General features: G+C 60.7%; 15 protein-coding genes. 10 read left to right on the forward strand and 5 right to left on the reverse strand.

Annotated features, from left to right (window positions below; translation table 11 throughout):
• The first annotated feature begins 5 nt into the window (after positions 1-5).
• The 10 genes from ubiE (at position 6) to ACOI8A_RS16720 (ending at position 8,189) form a co-directional block, all read left to right on the forward strand.
• A complete protein-coding gene (gene ubiE / locus ACOI8A_RS16675) occupies positions 6-776 on the forward strand; it encodes a bifunctional demethylmenaquinone methyltransferase/2-methoxy-6-polyprenyl-1,4-benzoquinol methylase UbiE (protein ID WP_093227509.1) in 771 nt (256 codons plus the stop codon).
• Positions 776-1,399 carry a ubiquinone biosynthesis accessory factor UbiJ gene (locus tag ACOI8A_RS16680; RefSeq protein WP_042557247.1) on the forward strand — a complete coding sequence of 208 codons (624 nt, stop codon included), beginning with the start codon at positions 776-778 and terminating at the stop codon, positions 1,397-1,399. Before ubiE ends, ACOI8A_RS16680 begins: the two co-directional genes overlap by 1 nt.
• Complete coding sequence (gene ubiB / locus ACOI8A_RS16685) at positions 1,396-3,000, forward strand: ubiquinone biosynthesis regulatory protein kinase UbiB (protein ID WP_420646880.1); 1,605 nt, start codon at positions 1,396-1,398, stop codon at positions 2,998-3,000. The genes ACOI8A_RS16680 and ubiB overlap by 4 nt, the downstream gene beginning before the upstream one ends.
• Positions 3,001-3,083: 83 nt before the next feature.
• Positions 3,084-3,485, forward strand: coding sequence for a phosphoribosyl-AMP cyclohydrolase (gene hisI / locus ACOI8A_RS16690; RefSeq protein ID WP_007909357.1), 402 nt, complete (start codon positions 3,084-3,086; stop codon positions 3,483-3,485).
• Positions 3,478-3,810, forward strand: coding sequence for a phosphoribosyl-ATP diphosphatase (locus tag ACOI8A_RS16695; protein WP_420646879.1), 333 nt, complete (start codon positions 3,478-3,480; stop codon positions 3,808-3,810). The genes hisI and ACOI8A_RS16695 overlap by 8 nt, the downstream gene beginning before the upstream one ends.
• A gap of 25 nt (positions 3,811-3,835) precedes the next feature.
• Positions 3,836-4,117 carry a twin-arginine translocase TatA/TatE family subunit gene (locus ACOI8A_RS16700; RefSeq protein ID WP_095187470.1) on the forward strand — a complete coding sequence of 94 codons (282 nt, stop codon included), beginning with the start codon at positions 3,836-3,838 and terminating at the stop codon, positions 4,115-4,117.
• Between the two features lie 10 nt (positions 4,118-4,127).
• Positions 4,128-4,556 carry a Sec-independent protein translocase protein TatB gene (gene tatB, locus ACOI8A_RS16705; RefSeq protein WP_420646878.1) on the forward strand — a complete coding sequence of 143 codons (429 nt, stop codon included), beginning with the start codon at positions 4,128-4,130 and terminating at the stop codon, positions 4,554-4,556.
• The gene (gene tatC / locus ACOI8A_RS16710) at positions 4,553-5,344 is read left to right on the forward strand and encodes a twin-arginine translocase subunit TatC (protein ID WP_420646877.1); all 792 of its coding nucleotides are present in this window, start codon (positions 4,553-4,555) and stop codon (positions 5,342-5,344) included. The genes tatB and tatC overlap by 4 nt, the downstream gene beginning before the upstream one ends.
• Positions 5,341-6,048, forward strand: coding sequence for a 16S rRNA (uracil(1498)-N(3))-methyltransferase (locus tag ACOI8A_RS16715; protein ID WP_420646876.1), 708 nt, complete (start codon positions 5,341-5,343; stop codon positions 6,046-6,048). Before tatC ends, ACOI8A_RS16715 begins: the two co-directional genes overlap by 4 nt.
• A 224-nt stretch (positions 6,049-6,272) precedes the next feature.
• A complete protein-coding gene (locus tag ACOI8A_RS16720; protein ID WP_420646875.1) occupies positions 6,273-8,189 on the forward strand; it encodes a methyl-accepting chemotaxis protein in 1,917 nt (638 codons plus the stop codon).
• Positions 8,190-8,344: 155 nt separating this feature from the next.
• Here the strand turns inward: ACOI8A_RS16720 and ACOI8A_RS16725 are convergent, their stop codons facing one another.
• The 5 genes from ACOI8A_RS16725 to ACOI8A_RS16745 all read right to left on the reverse strand — a co-directional run bounded on the left by ACOI8A_RS16725 (position 8,345) and on the right by ACOI8A_RS16745 (position 15,747).
• Positions 8,345-9,079: an amino acid ABC transporter ATP-binding protein gene (locus ACOI8A_RS16725; RefSeq protein ID WP_420651277.1), complete on the reverse strand. Its 735-nt coding sequence runs from the start codon at positions 9,077-9,079 to the stop codon at positions 8,345-8,347.
• Positions 9,072-10,031, reverse strand: coding sequence for an amino acid ABC transporter permease (locus ACOI8A_RS16730; RefSeq protein ID WP_420646873.1), 960 nt, complete (start codon positions 10,029-10,031; stop codon positions 9,072-9,074). The genes ACOI8A_RS16725 and ACOI8A_RS16730 overlap by 8 nt, the downstream gene beginning before the upstream one ends.
• A 159-nt stretch (positions 10,032-10,190) precedes the next feature.
• Positions 10,191-10,988, reverse strand: coding sequence for a transporter substrate-binding domain-containing protein (locus ACOI8A_RS16735; protein ID WP_420646872.1), 798 nt, complete (start codon positions 10,986-10,988; stop codon positions 10,191-10,193).
• A gap of 390 nt (positions 10,989-11,378) precedes the next feature.
• Positions 11,379-13,940: a glucans biosynthesis glucosyltransferase MdoH gene (gene mdoH, locus ACOI8A_RS16740; protein WP_420646871.1), complete on the reverse strand. Its 2,562-nt coding sequence runs from the start codon at positions 13,938-13,940 to the stop codon at positions 11,379-11,381.
• Entirely contained in the window at positions 13,933-15,747 is a 1,815-nt protein-coding gene (locus tag ACOI8A_RS16745) for a glucan biosynthesis protein G (RefSeq protein ID WP_420646870.1), read from the reverse strand. Before ACOI8A_RS16745 ends, mdoH begins: the two co-directional genes overlap by 8 nt.
• Between the last annotated feature and the right edge of the window lie 234 nt (positions 15,748-15,981).

The raw sequence follows: 15,981 nt of genomic DNA on the forward strand, positions 1-15,981 counted from the left end.
GCGATATGACTGATCAGCGCAAAGGCAGCGATGCCGAACCCACCACTCACTTCGGCTTCAAAAACGTTCCGGAAAGCCAGAAAGCGGAAAAAGTCGCTGAGGTGTTCCACTCCGTAGCCGCCAAATACGACTTGATGAACGACCTTCTGTCGGGCGGCATGCACCGTTTGTGGAAGCGTTTCGCGATCGAACTGTCGGGCGTGCGCAGCGGTAATCGCGTGCTGGACATCGCCGGCGGCACGGGCGACCTGACCAAAAAGTTCTCGCATCTGGTAGGCCCTACCGGTCAGGTCGTTTTGGCCGACATCAACGAGTCCATGCTCAAGGTCGGTCGCGACCGTCTGCTCGATCTCGGTGTCTCGGGCAACGTCGAGTTCGTCCAGGCCGACGCAGAAAAACTGCCGTTCCCGGACAACCATTTCGACTGCGTGACCATCGCCTTCGGCCTGCGCAACGTGACGCACAAAGAAGACGCCCTGCGTTCGATGCTGCGCGTGCTCAAGCCCGGCGGCCGTCTGCTGGTGCTGGAATTCTCCAAGCCGACCAACGCGCTGATGTCCAAGGCCTACGACGCCTACTCGTTCGCTTTCATGCCGCTGATGGGCAAGCTGATCACCAACGACTCGGAAAGCTATCGTTATCTGGCCGAATCGATCCGCATGCACCCGAATCAGGAAACCCTGAAGTCGATGATGGTCGAGGCCGGTTTCGACCGCGTGACCTATCACAACATGACTGCCGGCATCGTCGCCCTGCACCGTGGCATCAAGCCCTGATGCTGCTGACCGGGCTGCTCGCCAGCGTTGAACTCGGCCTGAACCGGGTGCTGCGTCTCGACAGCACGGCGCTGCCGCGCCTGGCGCATCTGACCGGCAAGGTGATTGCCGTGGATTGCCGCAGCCCGGCACTGCAACTGTTCATCCTGCCGAGCGACGAAGGCCTGATGCTCGCATCGCACTGGGAAACCGGCGTCGATTGCACCCTGCGCGCCCCGGCCTCAAGCCTGCTGAAACTCGCCCTGAGCAAAGACAAGACGGCGGTGCTGCATGCTCCAGAAGTCGAGCTCGACGGCGACAGCGGCGTGCTGCTGGAACTGGCCGGCGTGCTGCAAGACCTCGAGCTGGACTGGGAGTACGAACTCTCGCGCTGGCTCGGCCCGGTCGCCACGCAACTGGTGGGCGGTCATCTGCGCAGCCGCGCGCGCTGGTATCAACAAGGATTTGCCAGCCTCAACCAGAACCTCGCCGAATACCTCGCCGAAGAATCGCGCACCCTCGTCGGGCAGCGCGAAGCCGAAGCGCGGTTCAGCGAACTGGACCGGATCAAACTCGATCTGGAACGTCTCGAGGCGCGCTTCGAGCGCCTTTCCCGATCCCTCGACCCAAGCGATAACGCATGAAGCTGCTCGCCGTCCGCCGTCTGCTGCGCATCCAGTCCGTCGTGATCCGCTACCGCCTCGATGACTTGCTGTTTGACCTGCCACTGCCGTGGTTCCTGCTGGCGTTGCGCTATGCGCTGCCGTGGCGCTGGTTCCCGCGCAAGCCGCTGGAACTCAGTCGCGGTGCGCGTCTGCGTCTGGCGTTGCAGGATCTGGGGCCGATTTTCATCAAGTTCGGGCAGATTCTCTCGACCCGACGCGACCTGCTGCCGGAAGACATCGCCGATGAGCTGATGCTGTTGCAGGACCGCGTGCCGCCGTTCGATTCACAGGTGTCGATCAAGCTGATCGAAGCCCAGCTCGGCAAGAAGATCAGCGAAGTGTTCACGCGTTTCGACGTCGAACCGCTGGCCTCGGCCTCGGTGGCGCAGGTGCATGCCGCGCAGTTGAAGACCGGCGAAGAAGTGGTGGTCAAGGTGATCCGCCCGGGCCTGAAACCGATCATCGCGCAGGATCTGGCGTGGCTGTTCATCCTCGCCCGCGCTGCGGAAAAGGTCTCGGCCGACGCGCGCCTGCTGCACCCGGTGGACGTGGTGCAGGACTACGAAAAAACCATCTACGACGAACTGGATCTGCTGCGCGAGGCGGCCAACGCCAGCCAGTTGAAGCGCAACTTCGAAGGTTCGCCGCTGCTTTACGTGCCCCAAGTCTATTGGGACTGGTGCCGGCCGAAAGTGCTGGTGATGGAGCGTATCTACGGGATTCAGGTGACGGATCTGGCGACCCTCGCCGATCAGCGCACCGACATGAAAATGCTCGCCGAACGCGGTGTAGAGATTTTCTTCACTCAAGTGTTCCGTGACAGCTTTTTCCACGCCGACATGCACCCGGGCAACATTTTCGTCAGCACCGTCAACCCGTGGAGCCCGCAGTACATCGCGATCGACTGCGGCATCGTCGGCAGCCTGACCCCTGAAGACCAGGATTATCTGGCGCGCAACCTGTTCGCCTTCTTCAAGCGCGACTACCGGCGTGTGGCGCAATTGCACATCGATTCGGGCTGGGTGCCGGCGGAAACCAAACTCAACGAATTCGAAGCGGCGATCCGCACGGTGTGTGAACCGATCTTCGAAAAACCGTTAAAAGATATTTCATTTGGCCAGGTGCTGATGCGCCTGTTCCAGACTGCGCGCCGCTTCAACATGGAAGTGCAGCCGCAACTCGTACTGCTGCAAAAAACCTTGCTGAACATCGAAGGTCTGGGCCGCCAGCTGTATCCGGATCTGGATCTGTGGAACACCGCGCAGCCGTTCCTCGAACGCTGGATGCGCGAGCGCGTCAGTCCGAAAGCCCTGCTGGGCAACGTGCAGAGCCAGCTCGAGCAGATCCCGCATCTGTCGAACATGGCCCGCGATCTGCTTGAGCGCATGTCGCAACCGCACGCTAAAGATCCTCCGCCGCCGTGGCACAAACGCAAGGACGACTGGTTCCTGCGTCTGCTCGGCAGCGCGCATCTGGCCGGCGGTACGATCCTCGCCGCAGGTGGCCCGATGCATGAATTGGGGCATTGGCCGGCGGGCATCATGGTGGCAGTCGGCTTGTATCTGGTCGTTCGCCGATAGCCAGTTCGGTGATCGGCTGGCACACTGTTTCAACGCCCTGAGCCCGACTAATTCAAGTGTGGGGCTCGCTGTCGGAGTCGAAGATGAAAAACTGGCTGGACGAGATCAAGTGGGACGCTGATGGCCTGGTGCCGGCGATTGCCCAGGATCACAAGACCGGACGCGTATTGATGATGGCCTGGATGAACCGCGAAGCCCTGGAGCTGACCGCGGCAGAAAACCGTGCCATCTATTGGTCACGTTCGCGTGGCAAGCTGTGGCGCAAGGGCGAAGAGTCCGGCCACGTTCAGACCCTGCATGAAATGCGTCTGGACTGTGACGCCGACGTGATCATCCTGATGGTCGAACAGATTGGCGACATCGCTTGCCATACCGGCCGTCAAAGCTGCTTCTACCGTGTCTTCGAAAACGGCGACTGGAAAACCGTCGACCCGGTACTCAAAGACCCGCACGCCATTTACTCCGCAGGACACAAACATGAGTGACACCCTGACTCGCCTCGCTCAGGTACTTGAGGAGCGCAAGGGCGCGGCCGCTGACAGTTCGTACGTCGCCAGCCTGTATCACAAGGGTCTGAACAAGATTCTGGAGAAAGTCGGCGAAGAGTCGGTCGAAACCATTATTGCCGCCAAGGACGCCGCGATCAGCGGCGACTGCAGCGACGTGATCTACGAGACCGCCGATTTGTGGTTTCACAGCATGATCATGCTCGCCCAACTGGGGCAGCATCCGCAGGCTGTGCTGGATGAACTGGATCGCCGCTTCGGCCTGTCCGGACACGTCGAGAAAGCTTCGCGTCCGTCCGCCTGAACAACTTTTAGAGAGGAACAGCCACATGGGTATTTTTGACTGGAAACACTGGGTCGTCATTCTGGTTGTCGTGGTGCTGGTGTTCGGCACCAAGAAACTGAAAAACCTCGGCACCGACGTCGGCGAGTCGATCAAGGGCTTTCGCAAAGCCATGAACGACGACGAAAAACCGGCCGCCGATCCGACCGTCACGCCTGCGCAGCCAGTACCGCCGGTACAGCCGCAAGCCACCGCTCAGGCCAACCCGCCGCACACCATCGACGTGCAGGCGCAGAAAGTCGAAGAGCCGATCCGCAAAGACGTGTGAGCACTGACTAATGTTTGGTATCAGCTTCTCTGAACTGCTGCTCGTCGGCCTCGTGGCCCTGCTGGTGCTGGGCCCCGAGCGTCTGCCGGGTGCTGCGCGCACCGCTGGCCTGTGGGTCGGACGGCTGAAGCGCAGCTTCAACGCGATCAAGCAGGAAGTTGAACGTGAGATCGGTGCCGACGAGATTCGCCGGCAACTGCACAACGAGCACATTCTGTCGCTGGAGCAAGAGGCGCGGAAGATCTTCCAGCCGGTTCAGCAAGAGCCGACGCCGGTTGAGCACGTGGGCGGGCAGACGATTCATGCGCCCGCCCCGGTTGTGGCGGCTACCGAACCTGCACCCGTGGTTGCGCCAACGACCGTTGAACACCTTGCTCCAGCCGCCGCGCCAACAGCGCCGGCCCCTCACGACCCAACATTGCCGCCGCGAGCCCCATGAGCGATCTCCCCGAAAACGACCAGCACATGCCGCTGGTATCGCACCTCACCGAGTTGCGCACCCGCCTGCTGCGTTGCGTCGCGGCGATCTTCATCATCTTCGCCGGGCTGTTCGCCTTCACCCAGCAGATCTACACCTTCGTCTCGACGCCGCTGCGCCAGTACCTGCCGGTCGGCGCGACGATGATCGCTACAGACGTGTCGTCGCCGTTCTTGACGCCGTTGAAGTTGACGATGATGGTCTCGCTGTTCCTGGCGATCCCGGTGATCCTGCATCAGATCTGGGGCTTCATCGCGCCGGGCCTGTACAAGCATGAGAAGCGCATTGCGGTGCCGCTGCTGGTTTCGAGCATTCTGCTGTTCTACACCGGCATGGCCTTCGCCTATTACTTCGTATTCCCGCTGATCTTCAAGTTCTTCGCCGCTGCCACCCCGGCCGGCGTGGAAATGATGACCGACATCGCCAGCTACCTCGATTTCGTCATGACGCTGTTCTTCGCCTTCGGCGTAGCGTTCGAGATTCCGGTGGCCGTGGTGCTGTTGGTGTGGATCGGTGTGGTCGACGTCGTTTACCTGAAGAAAATCCGCCCGTACGTGATCATCGGCTGCTTCGTGGTCGGTATGATCCTGACCCCGCCGGACATTTTCTCGCAGACCCTGCTGGCCGTGCCGATGTGGATGCTGTTTGAAATCGGCATCATTTTCGGTGGCTTGATCAGCAAACGCGAACGCCCGGACGAAACGCCTGCCGACGATCACAACGACCAGCCGCCAGCGACCCAGGCATGAACCTGCTGTTGCTCGAAGAAGCCGATTTCATCGCGGCCGACCGCGTCGTGTTGCGTGACCGCCGTCTGACGCATATGCAGGAAGTGCATCGCTCGGAAGTCGGCGACAGCATGCGGGTCGGGCGCATTGGCGGCTTGATGGGAACCGCCGAACTGCTGCGTCTTGAACCCGGCGAAGCGGAACTGCGCGTCACCCTTGATCAACCTCCGCCGGCCAAGCTGCCGTTGACGCTGGTATTGGCGCTGCCCCGCCCGAAGATGCTGCGACGTGTATTTCAAACCGTGGCGACCATGGGTGTGCCACGGGTGATTCTGGTCAATAGCTACCGCGTCGAGAAGAGCTTCTGGCAAACGCCGTTTCTTGAAGCCGAGGCGATCCGCGAACAACTGATCCTCGGCCTCGAACAGGCCCGCGATACCGTGCTGCCGGAAATCATCATCGAGAAACGCTTCAAGCCGTTCGTCGAAGATCGCCTGCCCGCGATCAGCGAAGGCACCTTGGGGCTGGTCGGCCATCCCGGCAACTTCCCGCCCTGCCCGCGCGCGCTGAGTGAACCGGTGACCCTGGCCATCGGCCCGGAGGGCGGCTGGATTCCATACGAAATCGACCTGCTGGGCAAGTCCGGCCTGCAACCGGTGCAACTCGGCGAGCGCATTCTGCGGGTCGAAACCGCCGTCACCGCCCTGCTCGCGCGCCTGTTCTAAACTCGCCACCAAACATCTGTGGCGAGGGAGCTTGCTCCCGCTCGGCGGCGCAGCCGTCGCAAATCAGGCGAATGCATAGTCATCTGAAGGAAAGCGATGGCCGCTTCGCGCCCAAGCGGGAGCAAGCTCCCTCGCCACAAATGACCGACGGCGCCTTTAGATTGCCATCACTCAGCCGATACATTCCCCATAAGTCCAATTAGTGGTCCGAGGGGAGTCGTCGCATGTACCGTTGGTTAGCCGAAAGTCTTGGAAACGTCAGCGTCAAACGCAAGCTGGGCATCGGTTTCGGCCTGGTGCTGTTGCTGACGCTGTTGATTACCTTCACCGGCTGGACCGGTATGAGCGGCATCATCAGCCGTGGCGACAAGCTCGGTTTCATCTCGAGCCTGAATGAGCTGACCAAGGACCTGCGTCTGGCCCGTGTCGACTACGACGCGCGCCGCGGCGAACAAGGCCCCGGCGCGGTCAACGACCTGCTCGGCAAACTCGACAGCGGCCTGCAGAACGCGCGCAACATGATCGAGCAACCAGCCGATGTGGCGATGGTCGATCAACAACTGGCAGCGGTCGCAGAATACAAACGCGCCTTCGCCGACATGACTCAGGCCACCGTGCAGCGTGAAGATGCGCGCAGCAAGCTCGGCGCCAGCGCTGATAACGCCGTAGCCAGGGTGAGTGAAGTCGAGAAATCCCTGCTGCAAGGTGAAAGCGTTGCGCAATTCAATAGCGTGATCGAGCTGAGCAAATTGTTGCAGCAAGCGCGCTATCAGGTTCGCGGCTACACCTACAGCGGTAAGGCCGAAGCCGAGCAACCGGCGCTCGATGCCATCGCCAACGCCCTGAACAATCTCGAAAGCCTGCCGGCCAAACTGCCTGAGCAACACATCGCCAACCTGCAACAGGCGGCCGATTCGCTCAAGGCGTATCGCGCGGCGGTCGGCCAGTTCCGCGACTCGCAAGTGATCAATGCCAAGGCTCTCGCACGCATGGCGGCGCAGGGCGACATCCTGATTGACGTCAGCAAAAAGCTCACCGCCTCGCAAACCATCGTGCGCGACACTGACGCGGCTCACGCCAAGAACATGCTGCTGATCGCCACCGTATTGGCCCTTGCGTTTGGTTTGCTGGCCGCTTGGGCGATCACCCGGCAGATCATTATTCCGCTGACCCAGACCCTGAAAGTCGCCGAACGCGTGGCGGCTGGCGACCTGACGCACAACCTGGTGTCCCTGCGCCGCGACGAACTTGGTCAACTGCAACGTTCGATGCAGAGCATGACCCAAGGCCTGCGTGAGCTGATCGGTGGCATCAGCGACGGCGTCACGCAAATCGCCAGCGCTGCCGAAGAACTCTCAGCGGTGACCGAGCAGACAAGTGCCGGGGTGAACAATCAGAAGATCGAGACCGACCAGGTCGCCACCGCCATGAACGAAATGGCCGCTACCGTGCAGGAAGTCGCGCGCAATGCCGAGGAAGCTTCCGAGGCCGCCGTAGCTGCCGATCAACAGGCGCGCGAAGGTGACAAGGTAGTTGGTGAAGCCATCGCGCAGATCGAACGTCTGGCGACCGAAGTCGGCCACTCCACCGAGGCCATGGGCGAGCTGAAGCGCGAGAGCGACAAGATCGGCAGCGTGCTCGACGTGATCAAATCCGTCGCTCAACAAACCAACCTGCTGGCGCTCAACGCTGCCATCGAAGCCGCCCGCGCAGGCGAGGCCGGACGTGGTTTTGCCGTGGTTGCAGATGAAGTACGTAGCCTCGCGCAGCGTACGCAGAAGTCGACTGAAGAGATTGAAGAGCTGATTGTCGGCCTGCAGAACGGCACCCAGCAAGTGGCGACGATCATGGACAACAGTCGCACGCTGACCCAGAGCAGCGTGGAGCTGACCCGCCGTGCCGGTGGCTCGCTGGAAAACATCACGCGCACCGTTTCGGCGATTCAGGCGATGAATCAACAGATCGCTGCTGCGGCTGAACAGCAGAGCGCGGTGGCGGAGGAGATCAACCGCAGCATCCTGAACGTACGCGATGTGTCGGATCAGACGTCAGCGGCGAGTGAAGAGACGGCGGCGTCCAGCGTTGAGCTGGCGCGACTCGGTACGCATCTGCAGACGCTGGTGGGGCGGTTCAAGGTTTGAGGTGATTCACCCACCTCGGTTCGCTTTGGACCGAGGTGAAGCTATCGCTGGCAAGCCAGCTCCCATAGGGTTTTCCGTCGTTCACAAACTGTGTATACAACCGAACTCCTGTGGGAGCTGGCTTGCCAGCGATGGCGTCCGAAAGAGCGCCGCAGTTACAGGACTTGGCGCAAGAAGGCCTGAGCGCGCGGATCCTTCGGTGCATCGAAGAACTCGGCCGGGGAAGCATCCTCCAGCAATTTACCGTGATCGAAGAACAGCACCCTATCCGCCACTTCCCGCGCGAAGCCCATCTCGTGGGTCACGCAGACCATGGTCATGCCTTCCACGGCCGGGTTCTTCATCACGTCCAGCACTTCGCCGACCATTTCCGGGTCGAGTGCCGAGGTCGGCTCATCGAACAGCATGACTTTCGGGTCCATCGCCAACGCCCGGGCAATCGCCACACGCTGCTGCTGACCACCGGAAAGCCGTGACGGATACTCGCGAGCCTTCTGCGCAATGCCGACCTTCTCCAGCAACGCCAAGGCCTTGGCTTCGCTTTCCTTCTGGCCGCGCTTGCGCACGACTTTTTGCGCCAGGCAGAGGTTTTCCAGCACGGTCATGTGCGGGAACAGATTGAAATGCTGGAACACCATGCCGACTTCACGGCGATAGGCGTTGACGTCGGTTTTCGGGTCGGCCAGTTGCAGGCCGTCGATGCTCACCGAGCCGGAATCGAATTCCTCCAGACCATTCAGGCAGCGCAGGAAGGTCGACTTGCCGGAACCCGACGGGCCGATCACCACCAGCACTTCGCCCTTGGCCACTTGGGTGCTGACGTTATCCACCGCACGGACGACTTGGCCGCGAGTGTCGAAGACTTTTACCAGATCGCGGACTTCAATCACTTTGCGCGAGCCTCCGCTCAAGCCGGCTGGCGATTTTCGACAGCGGCAGGTTGATCAACAGGTACAGGCCGGCAACGCAGAACAGAATCTCGAACGGCGAAAACGAGGTGGTGATGACTTCACGGCCGCTTTTCAGCAGCTCGGTGATGGCGATCACCGACACCAGCGAGGTGTCCTTGACCAGACTGATGAACTGCCCGGCCAGCGGCGGCAGCACGCGCTTGAGCGCTTGCGGCAACACCACGTGACGCATCGACTGACCCGAACTCAGGCCCAGCGAACGCGCTGCTTCGTTCTGGCCACGGGCTATCGATTGCACGCCGGAGCGAATAATCTCGGCCACGTAGGCGCCAGTGAACAGCGACAGCGCAGCGATCCCGGCGAACTCGCGGGACAGGTTCATCACCGTGCCGATGAAGAAGTAAAAAATGAAAATCTGCACCAGCAACGGCGTGCCGCGCACCAGTTCGACGTAGATCGTCGACAGGTCGCGCAGGGTCGGGTTGCTCGACAACCGGCACAACCCGGTAGCCAGACCGATCAGCAGCCCGAGTACTCCGGACACCACCGACAGCCACAACGTCGTCCACAGCCCCCACAACAGCGGCCCTGCCGCCCAATGCCGGGTAACACCCACGACGTCGCCTTCGGCCACATCATCGCCCTGAGCGAATGCCAGGCTGTTCTCGTCGACGGTCAGGTGCTGCTCGTCACCGGCGTCGTTGCGCAGGGTGACTTCAGCGGTGCCGCCCTTGCGCACCAGTTGGCTGACAGTGGAAATGTCACTGGCGCGCTGGGTCTCCTCGGCCTGATAGGCGAAGTACTGCGGCACACGGTTCCAGCGCCATTCGTAGGACATCAGCGACGTGGCGTAATACAGCGCGCCGGCCAGGCCGATCAGCACCAGCACGGTCAGCACATGCCAGGGCCATTGGGCTTTTTTCTGTTTCATTGGGTTTGCAGGTTCCGAATTCTGTGTCGCCTGGGAGGCCGCCATCGCTGGCAAGCCAGCTCCCACAGGTCTAGTGCCGGACACAAAATTTGTGTTCACCTAAATCCCTGTGGGAGCTGGCTTGCCAGCGATTGGGGCGACTCGGTCTATGCGACCGAGTTATTCCATGTCCTTGAGCCACTCGGTGCTCTTGAACCACTTGTCATGGATGCGATCGTAGGTGCCGTCTTCGTGGATCTGGTGCAGGAAGTTATTGATGAAGTTGAGGCTGTCGTAATCACCCTTCTTCAAACCAAAAGCCAGCGGCTCGTAGGTGAACGGCTTGTCGAGGAATACCAGTTTGCCGGCCCCGACCTTGTTCACCGCCACAACGTTGTACGGCGCGTCGTAGATGAAGGCGTCGGCCTTGCCGTTGACCACGTCGAGTACCGCTTCCTGCTCGTTGTCATAGCCGTGGTACTTGGCTTTGGAGATCAGCTTCTTGGCGACCATCTCACCGGTGGTGCCGAGCTTGGAGGTGATGCGGTAATCGGCGGTGTTCAGGTCTTTATACGACTTGATGGTGCCTTCCAGTTCCTTGCGGATCAGCAGGGTCTGGCCGACCACGATGAACGGTTCGCTGAAGTTCAGGCGCAGGTTGCGCTCCTGGGTCAGGGTCATGCCGCTGCCGATCATGTCGAACTTGTCGGTCAGCAGGGCCGGGATGATCCCGTCGTAACCGGTGGAGACCAGCTCCAGCTTGACGCCCATGGCTTTGGACATGGCTTTGAGGAGGTCGACTTCGAAACCGATGATTTCGCCACGCTTGTTGGTCATCTCGAACGGCATGTAGGTCGGGTCCATGCCGACTTTCAACGTACCGCGCTTGACCGCGTCATCGATTGCGCCGGCCTGTGCCGCATTGACTGCAACCAGTGCCGTGACGCCGACCAGCAGCATCGACAGATACTTCTTCATCTTCAAGTCCCCAAAACCATTGCGTTTGCGGCGCGAAAACCGACAGAGATGGGCCAAAAAGCCCGGGCGCGCCAATTCGGGGACGGATGCTAACGCACTCGATTTTTTGCACAAGGTTTAATGGACGATTTGTTTAACAATCAAGAACTGACCCTCACCCCAGCCCTCTCCCCGAGGGAGAGGGAGCCGACCGAGTTGCCTTACGCTCTACATCGACCTGAAATGTCGAGTCGATTATGGATTCAACACCGCTAGATCAGGTCGGCGTATCTCTGAAGCATCCCCCGGTCAGTCCCCTCTCCCTCCGGGCGGTCCGACGTTTCGGGAGGGCTAGGGTGAGGGGCTCTTTTGCTCAGCACAAAAAAAACCCGCTTTCGCGGGGTTTTTTCATCAGGCCGGTTGAGCCTCAAGACTCAACGGCCGCAACGGCGCATGCGGATCGGCTTTCACCGAAGCCCGCCATGCGTCCAGCCACTCGGCATGGCCTTCGCTCCAGACGATCTCGTGCAAGCGCGCCAGAGCCACCGGATCGCTCAGCAGTTGCAGACGATCATGGTTGTTCAACCCGACCGGGCCGACCTTGATCGCGTGACGTACGCGCTCCTGGCGCAGCCACTCGATCGGTTCAGCCTGACCATGACGCGAGGTCGCCAGCGAGCACGCCAAGGCGTTCTGCTGTGGATCGACCACCGCGCGGACGAAGCCGTCGTTGAGTGCATGCCAACGGTTTTCGTGGGTGTACTGATCGGTCGCCAGCAGCGCCTGTGGCGGATTGTATTCCTCGGGGATGAGGAACAGGCTCTCGTCACGCGACTTGAGGCCCAGACCAACACGGCTGGAAATCACCGACACCGGAATCGACAGCATCAGCGAACCGACGATCGGCACCAGCCACCACAGGAAGCTCGGGTTCAGCCAGATCACCAGCAGCGCCCAGAAGAAGCCCAGCAGTGTCTGTGGACCGTGGCGTTTGACCGCTTCGCTCCATGGTGTCGAGTCGTCGTCACGCTGTGGCGAGTTCCACGTCGCGGCCCAGCCGAGGAACGCGGCCAGTACGAAACGGGTGTGGAAGATCATGCGCACCGGCGCCAGCAGCATGGAGAACAACATCTCCAGCAGCATCGACAGAGTCACCTTGAACTTGCCGCCGAACTCTTTCGCGCCCTTGGCCCAGATCAGGATGATGCTCAATAGTTTCGGCAGGAACAGCAGCACGATGGTCGTCGAGAACAGCGCAATCGCTTTGTCCGGGTGCCATTGTGGCCACAGCGGATAGAGCTGACGTGGTTCGAGGAAGTACTGCGGCTCCATCAGCGTGTTCACCGCCAGCAGCGCGGTCGACAACACCAGGAAGAAGAACCACAGCGGCGCCGACAGGTAAGACATCACGCCGGTCAGGAACACCGCGCGGTGCACCGGGTGCATGCCTTTGACCAGGAACAGCCGGAAGTTCATCAGGTTGCCGTGGCACCAGCGACGGTCGCGCTTGAGTTCGTCGAGCAGGTTCGGCGGCAGTTCTTCGTAGCTGCCCGGCAAGTCGTAGGCAATCCACACGCCCCAACCGGCACGACGCATCAGCGCGGCTTCAACGAAGTCGTGGGACAGAATCGCCCCGGCGAAAGCGCCTTTACCCGGCAACGGCGCCAGGGCGCAGTGCTCGATGAACGGCTTCATGCGGATGATCGCGTTGTGACCCCAGTAGTGGGATTCGCCCAACTGCCAGAAGTGCAGACCGGCGGTAAACAGCGGGCCGTAAACGCGGGTCGCAAACTGTTGCATGCGCGCATACAGGGTGTCCATGCCCGACGCACGTGGCGCGGTCTGGATGATCCCGGCGTCCGGCGTGGCTTCCATCAAGCGCACCAGACTGGTCAGGCATTCGCCGCTCATCACCGAGTCAGCGTCGAGCACGACCATGTACTTGTAGTCACCACCCCAGCGACGGCAGAAGTCGTCGAGGTTACCGCTCTTGCGTTTTACACGGCGACGGCGGCGACGATAGAAGATCTTGCCGAAACCCTTGGCTTCGCGGCAGACGTCCAGCCAGGCTTGTTGCTCGGCAACGCAGATGTCGCTGTCGTTACTGTCGCTGAGCACGAAGAAGTCGAAGCGATCCAGATCACCCGTGGCAGCGACCGACTCGAACGTCGCACGCAGACCGGCGAAAACGCGCGGCACGTCTTCGTTGCAGATCGGCATGACCAGTGCGGTACGCGCGTCTTTGGCAATCGGCTCGTTGCCGGCGCTTTTGCCCGAGATGCGGTACTTGTCGTGACCGGTGAGCAACTCGAGGAAGCCCATCAGCGCCGTCCAGAAACCGGCCGACACCCAGCAAAACAAGATCCCGAACAGAATCAGGATGCTGGTTTGCAGCGCATACGGCAGCACTTGCGTGACGGTCTGCAGCAGCGGCTGGTGCAGGACTTCGTCGAGATCAACGAACGACCAGCCCTGATACGGCATGATGCCTTTCATGTACCAGCCAGCGACGATGGTCTGGCCGAGCATCAGCACCAGCAGAATGTAGCGACGGATCGAACCGACCGTACGCCAGCGCGCTGCCGGCAGGACGTTTTCGTCCTTCGGCGGCTGTGGCGGGTTGGTGCGGCCGGTCAGGCGACGCCAGCCACGCACCAGAATGTTGGTGCGCCACGGCTCTGGCACAACCTTGGTCCGACGAATCGGCGGCGTAGCCTTGAGGCAAACACGGCCGCTGGCGTCGAGCACCAGCATTTCCGCGTCCTGCAATTCTTCGGCAGTGCTCAGCGTCAGGCGCTTGCCCACCGAAGCCTGGGCGGCCTCGGTCGGAGCGTCGAAGGTTTTCGACGACAGGCGTTCATGCAGCTCGCTGAACGACTGGCAGCCCGCGAGTTCCGCGCGCTGCTCGTCGGTCATCGGCAGATGCGCCAGATACTCGGACAGAGTCTCTGGCTGTACTTGAGAATTACTCATCGGCAGGCAACTGATAGCTCCAGGTCTCGGTCAGGACTTCTTCAGTCGACGCCGATTCCGGTGTGGCTGGGGCCGCGTCCGCAGCGACTGGCTGCTTGGCGTCTTTGTTGGCCTTGTCCTTGGCATCTGCGGCTGGCTTGGCGTCGGCCTGTTTGGCCTCGGCTGCCTTGGCTTCCTTGTCGAGTTTCTCTTGTTGCTTGGCGGCGACCTTGTCAGCTTTGGCGACCGACGAATTGGAGGTCGGCAGCGAAGTCTTGGCCAGATCAGCCGGCACCACGTTTTGCGCCAGTGCCGCACGCATCTCGGTGGACTTGCTCGGATCCTTGATCTTCATCCGCAGGGTCAGGCGCCAGCCCTTGGTTTCCGGGTTGTAACGCACGCTGTTCTCGACCAGCTCGGCGTTGTCACCGACGCTGACCTGGCTGCGCACGTCTGCATCCGGAGCCAGTGCGGCCAGGGATGGACCCATGAAATCCACCAGATAGGCAACGCTGCCATCCGGCTGACGGATCAGGTTCGACTGCTTCACATCACCGGTGGAACGCAGAGTCTGCTCGACCCAGGCGCTGTCCGGCGCGTGAAGTGCTGCTTCGTCGATGGTCCAGTGCATGCGATAGGCAAAGTCCAGCGGCTGGCCTGGCTCCGGCAGTTTTTCCGGGTTCCAGAACGCAACGATGTTGTCGTTGGTTTCGTCAGCGGTCGGAATTTCAACCAGTTCGACGGTACCCTTGCCCCAGTCGCCCTTCGGCTCGATCCACGCGCTTGGACGTTTGTCGTAGCGGTCGTCGAGGTCTTCGTAGTGGCTGAAGTCGCGGCCACGTTGCAGCAGACCGAAACCACGCGGGTTCTCGACGCTGAACTGGCTGACGGCCAGGTGTTTAGGGTTGTTCAGTGGACGCCAGATCCACTCGCCGTTGCCGGCATGGATCGACAGACCGCTGGAGTCGTGCAGTTCACGACGGTAGTTGAGGACTTTCGACGGCTGGTTGGCGCCGAACAGGAACATGCTGGTCAGCGGCGCGATGCCGAGCTTGCCAACCTTGTCACGCAGGTACATCTGGCCTTTGACGTCGACAATCGTGTCGCTGCCCGGACGCAGAGTGAGGCGATAAGCACCGGTAGCACGCGGCGAATCGAGCAGGGCGAAGATCACCAGGTGCTTGTCACCCGGCTTCGGCTGCTGAATCCAGAACTCGCGAAAACGCGGGAATTCTTCACCGGACGGCAAAGCGGTATCGATCGCCAGGCCACGGGCCGACAGACCGTAAGTGTGACCCTTGCCGACGACGCGGAAATAACTCGCGCCGAGCATGGTCATGATTTCGTCTTGCTTGTCAGCCTTGTTGATCGGGTACAGCACACGGAAACCGGCATAGCCCAGTTGCTCAGTGGCTTTAGGATCGAATTTCAGATCGCCGAAATCGAAACGCGCCGGATCGTATTTGATCTCTTCGACGGTATTCGCAGTGATTTCGTTGATTTTCACCGGCGTATCGAAGTGCATGCCCTGGTGATAGAAGGACAGCTTGAACGGGGTTTTCTGATCAGCCCATTCGGCTTTTTCAGTGCGGAAACGAATTTTCTGATAATCCGCGAATTTCATTTCGCGGAATTCGTTCGGCAGGTTACTGCGCGGGGCTTCGAATTTCTGCCCGGCCAGCTCTTTAGCCTTGACCGACACATCGTCGAGATTGAATGCCCAAAGCTGGCCGGCGCTGAGCAGGCACAGGAGTGCCGAGCCCGCTACCAGAGCACTTCGCAAGCGTTTGGCAGACAATTTTGGTGCATTACAGGGACTAACAATCACGAGCAACCCTCGCCGAAAACAGATCAAAAAACCAACGGCCAGCTATCTATATGCCAGGTTGGCGAGCATTGTTCCGACTCCGGCAGGGCAAAATGATTCCCCAATCGGATCCGGACAAGTCTCTACCTAAGTCAAAACGGATACAGCGGACGCTGATCCCCATGCTCGCGATTATCTAGTAGCCCGCATGACAACGCATCAGGGGTAACAAAGTATTTATCGCGAAAAAACCCT

Origin of the sequence: Pseudomonas sp. P4795 (genome assembly GCF_048822895.1) — a bacterium.
Taxonomy (GTDB): domain Bacteria; phylum Pseudomonadota; class Gammaproteobacteria; order Pseudomonadales; family Pseudomonadaceae; genus Aquipseudomonas.

Coding starts and splice junctions, on each gene's coding strand:
- ubiE (WP_093227509.1), top strand. CDS start 6: ATGACTGATCAGCGCAAAGGCAGCGATGCCGAACCCACCACTCACTTC.
- ACOI8A_RS16680 (WP_042557247.1), top strand. CDS start 776: ATGCTGCTGACCGGGCTGCTCGCCAGCGTTGAACTCGGCCTGAACCGG.
- ubiB (WP_420646880.1), top strand. CDS start 1,396: ATGAAGCTGCTCGCCGTCCGCCGTCTGCTGCGCATCCAGTCCGTCGTG.
- hisI (WP_007909357.1), top strand. CDS start 3,084: ATGAAAAACTGGCTGGACGAGATCAAGTGGGACGCTGATGGCCTGGTG.
- ACOI8A_RS16695 (WP_420646879.1), top strand. CDS start 3,478: ATGAGTGACACCCTGACTCGCCTCGCTCAGGTACTTGAGGAGCGCAAG.
- ACOI8A_RS16700 (WP_095187470.1), top strand. CDS start 3,836: ATGGGTATTTTTGACTGGAAACACTGGGTCGTCATTCTGGTTGTCGTG.
- tatB (WP_420646878.1), top strand. CDS start 4,128: ATGTTTGGTATCAGCTTCTCTGAACTGCTGCTCGTCGGCCTCGTGGCC.
- tatC (WP_420646877.1), top strand. CDS start 4,553: ATGAGCGATCTCCCCGAAAACGACCAGCACATGCCGCTGGTATCGCAC.
- ACOI8A_RS16715 (WP_420646876.1), top strand. CDS start 5,341: ATGAACCTGCTGTTGCTCGAAGAAGCCGATTTCATCGCGGCCGACCGC.
- ACOI8A_RS16720 (WP_420646875.1), top strand. CDS start 6,273: ATGTACCGTTGGTTAGCCGAAAGTCTTGGAAACGTCAGCGTCAAACGC.
- ACOI8A_RS16730 (WP_420646873.1), bottom strand. CDS start 10,031: ATGAAACAGAAAAAAGCCCAATGGCCCTGGCATGTGCTGACCGTGCTG.
- ACOI8A_RS16735 (WP_420646872.1), bottom strand. CDS start 10,988: ATGAAGAAGTATCTGTCGATGCTGCTGGTCGGCGTCACGGCACTGGTT.
- mdoH (WP_420646871.1), bottom strand. CDS start 13,940: ATGAGTAATTCTCAAGTACAGCCAGAGACTCTGTCCGAGTATCTGGCG.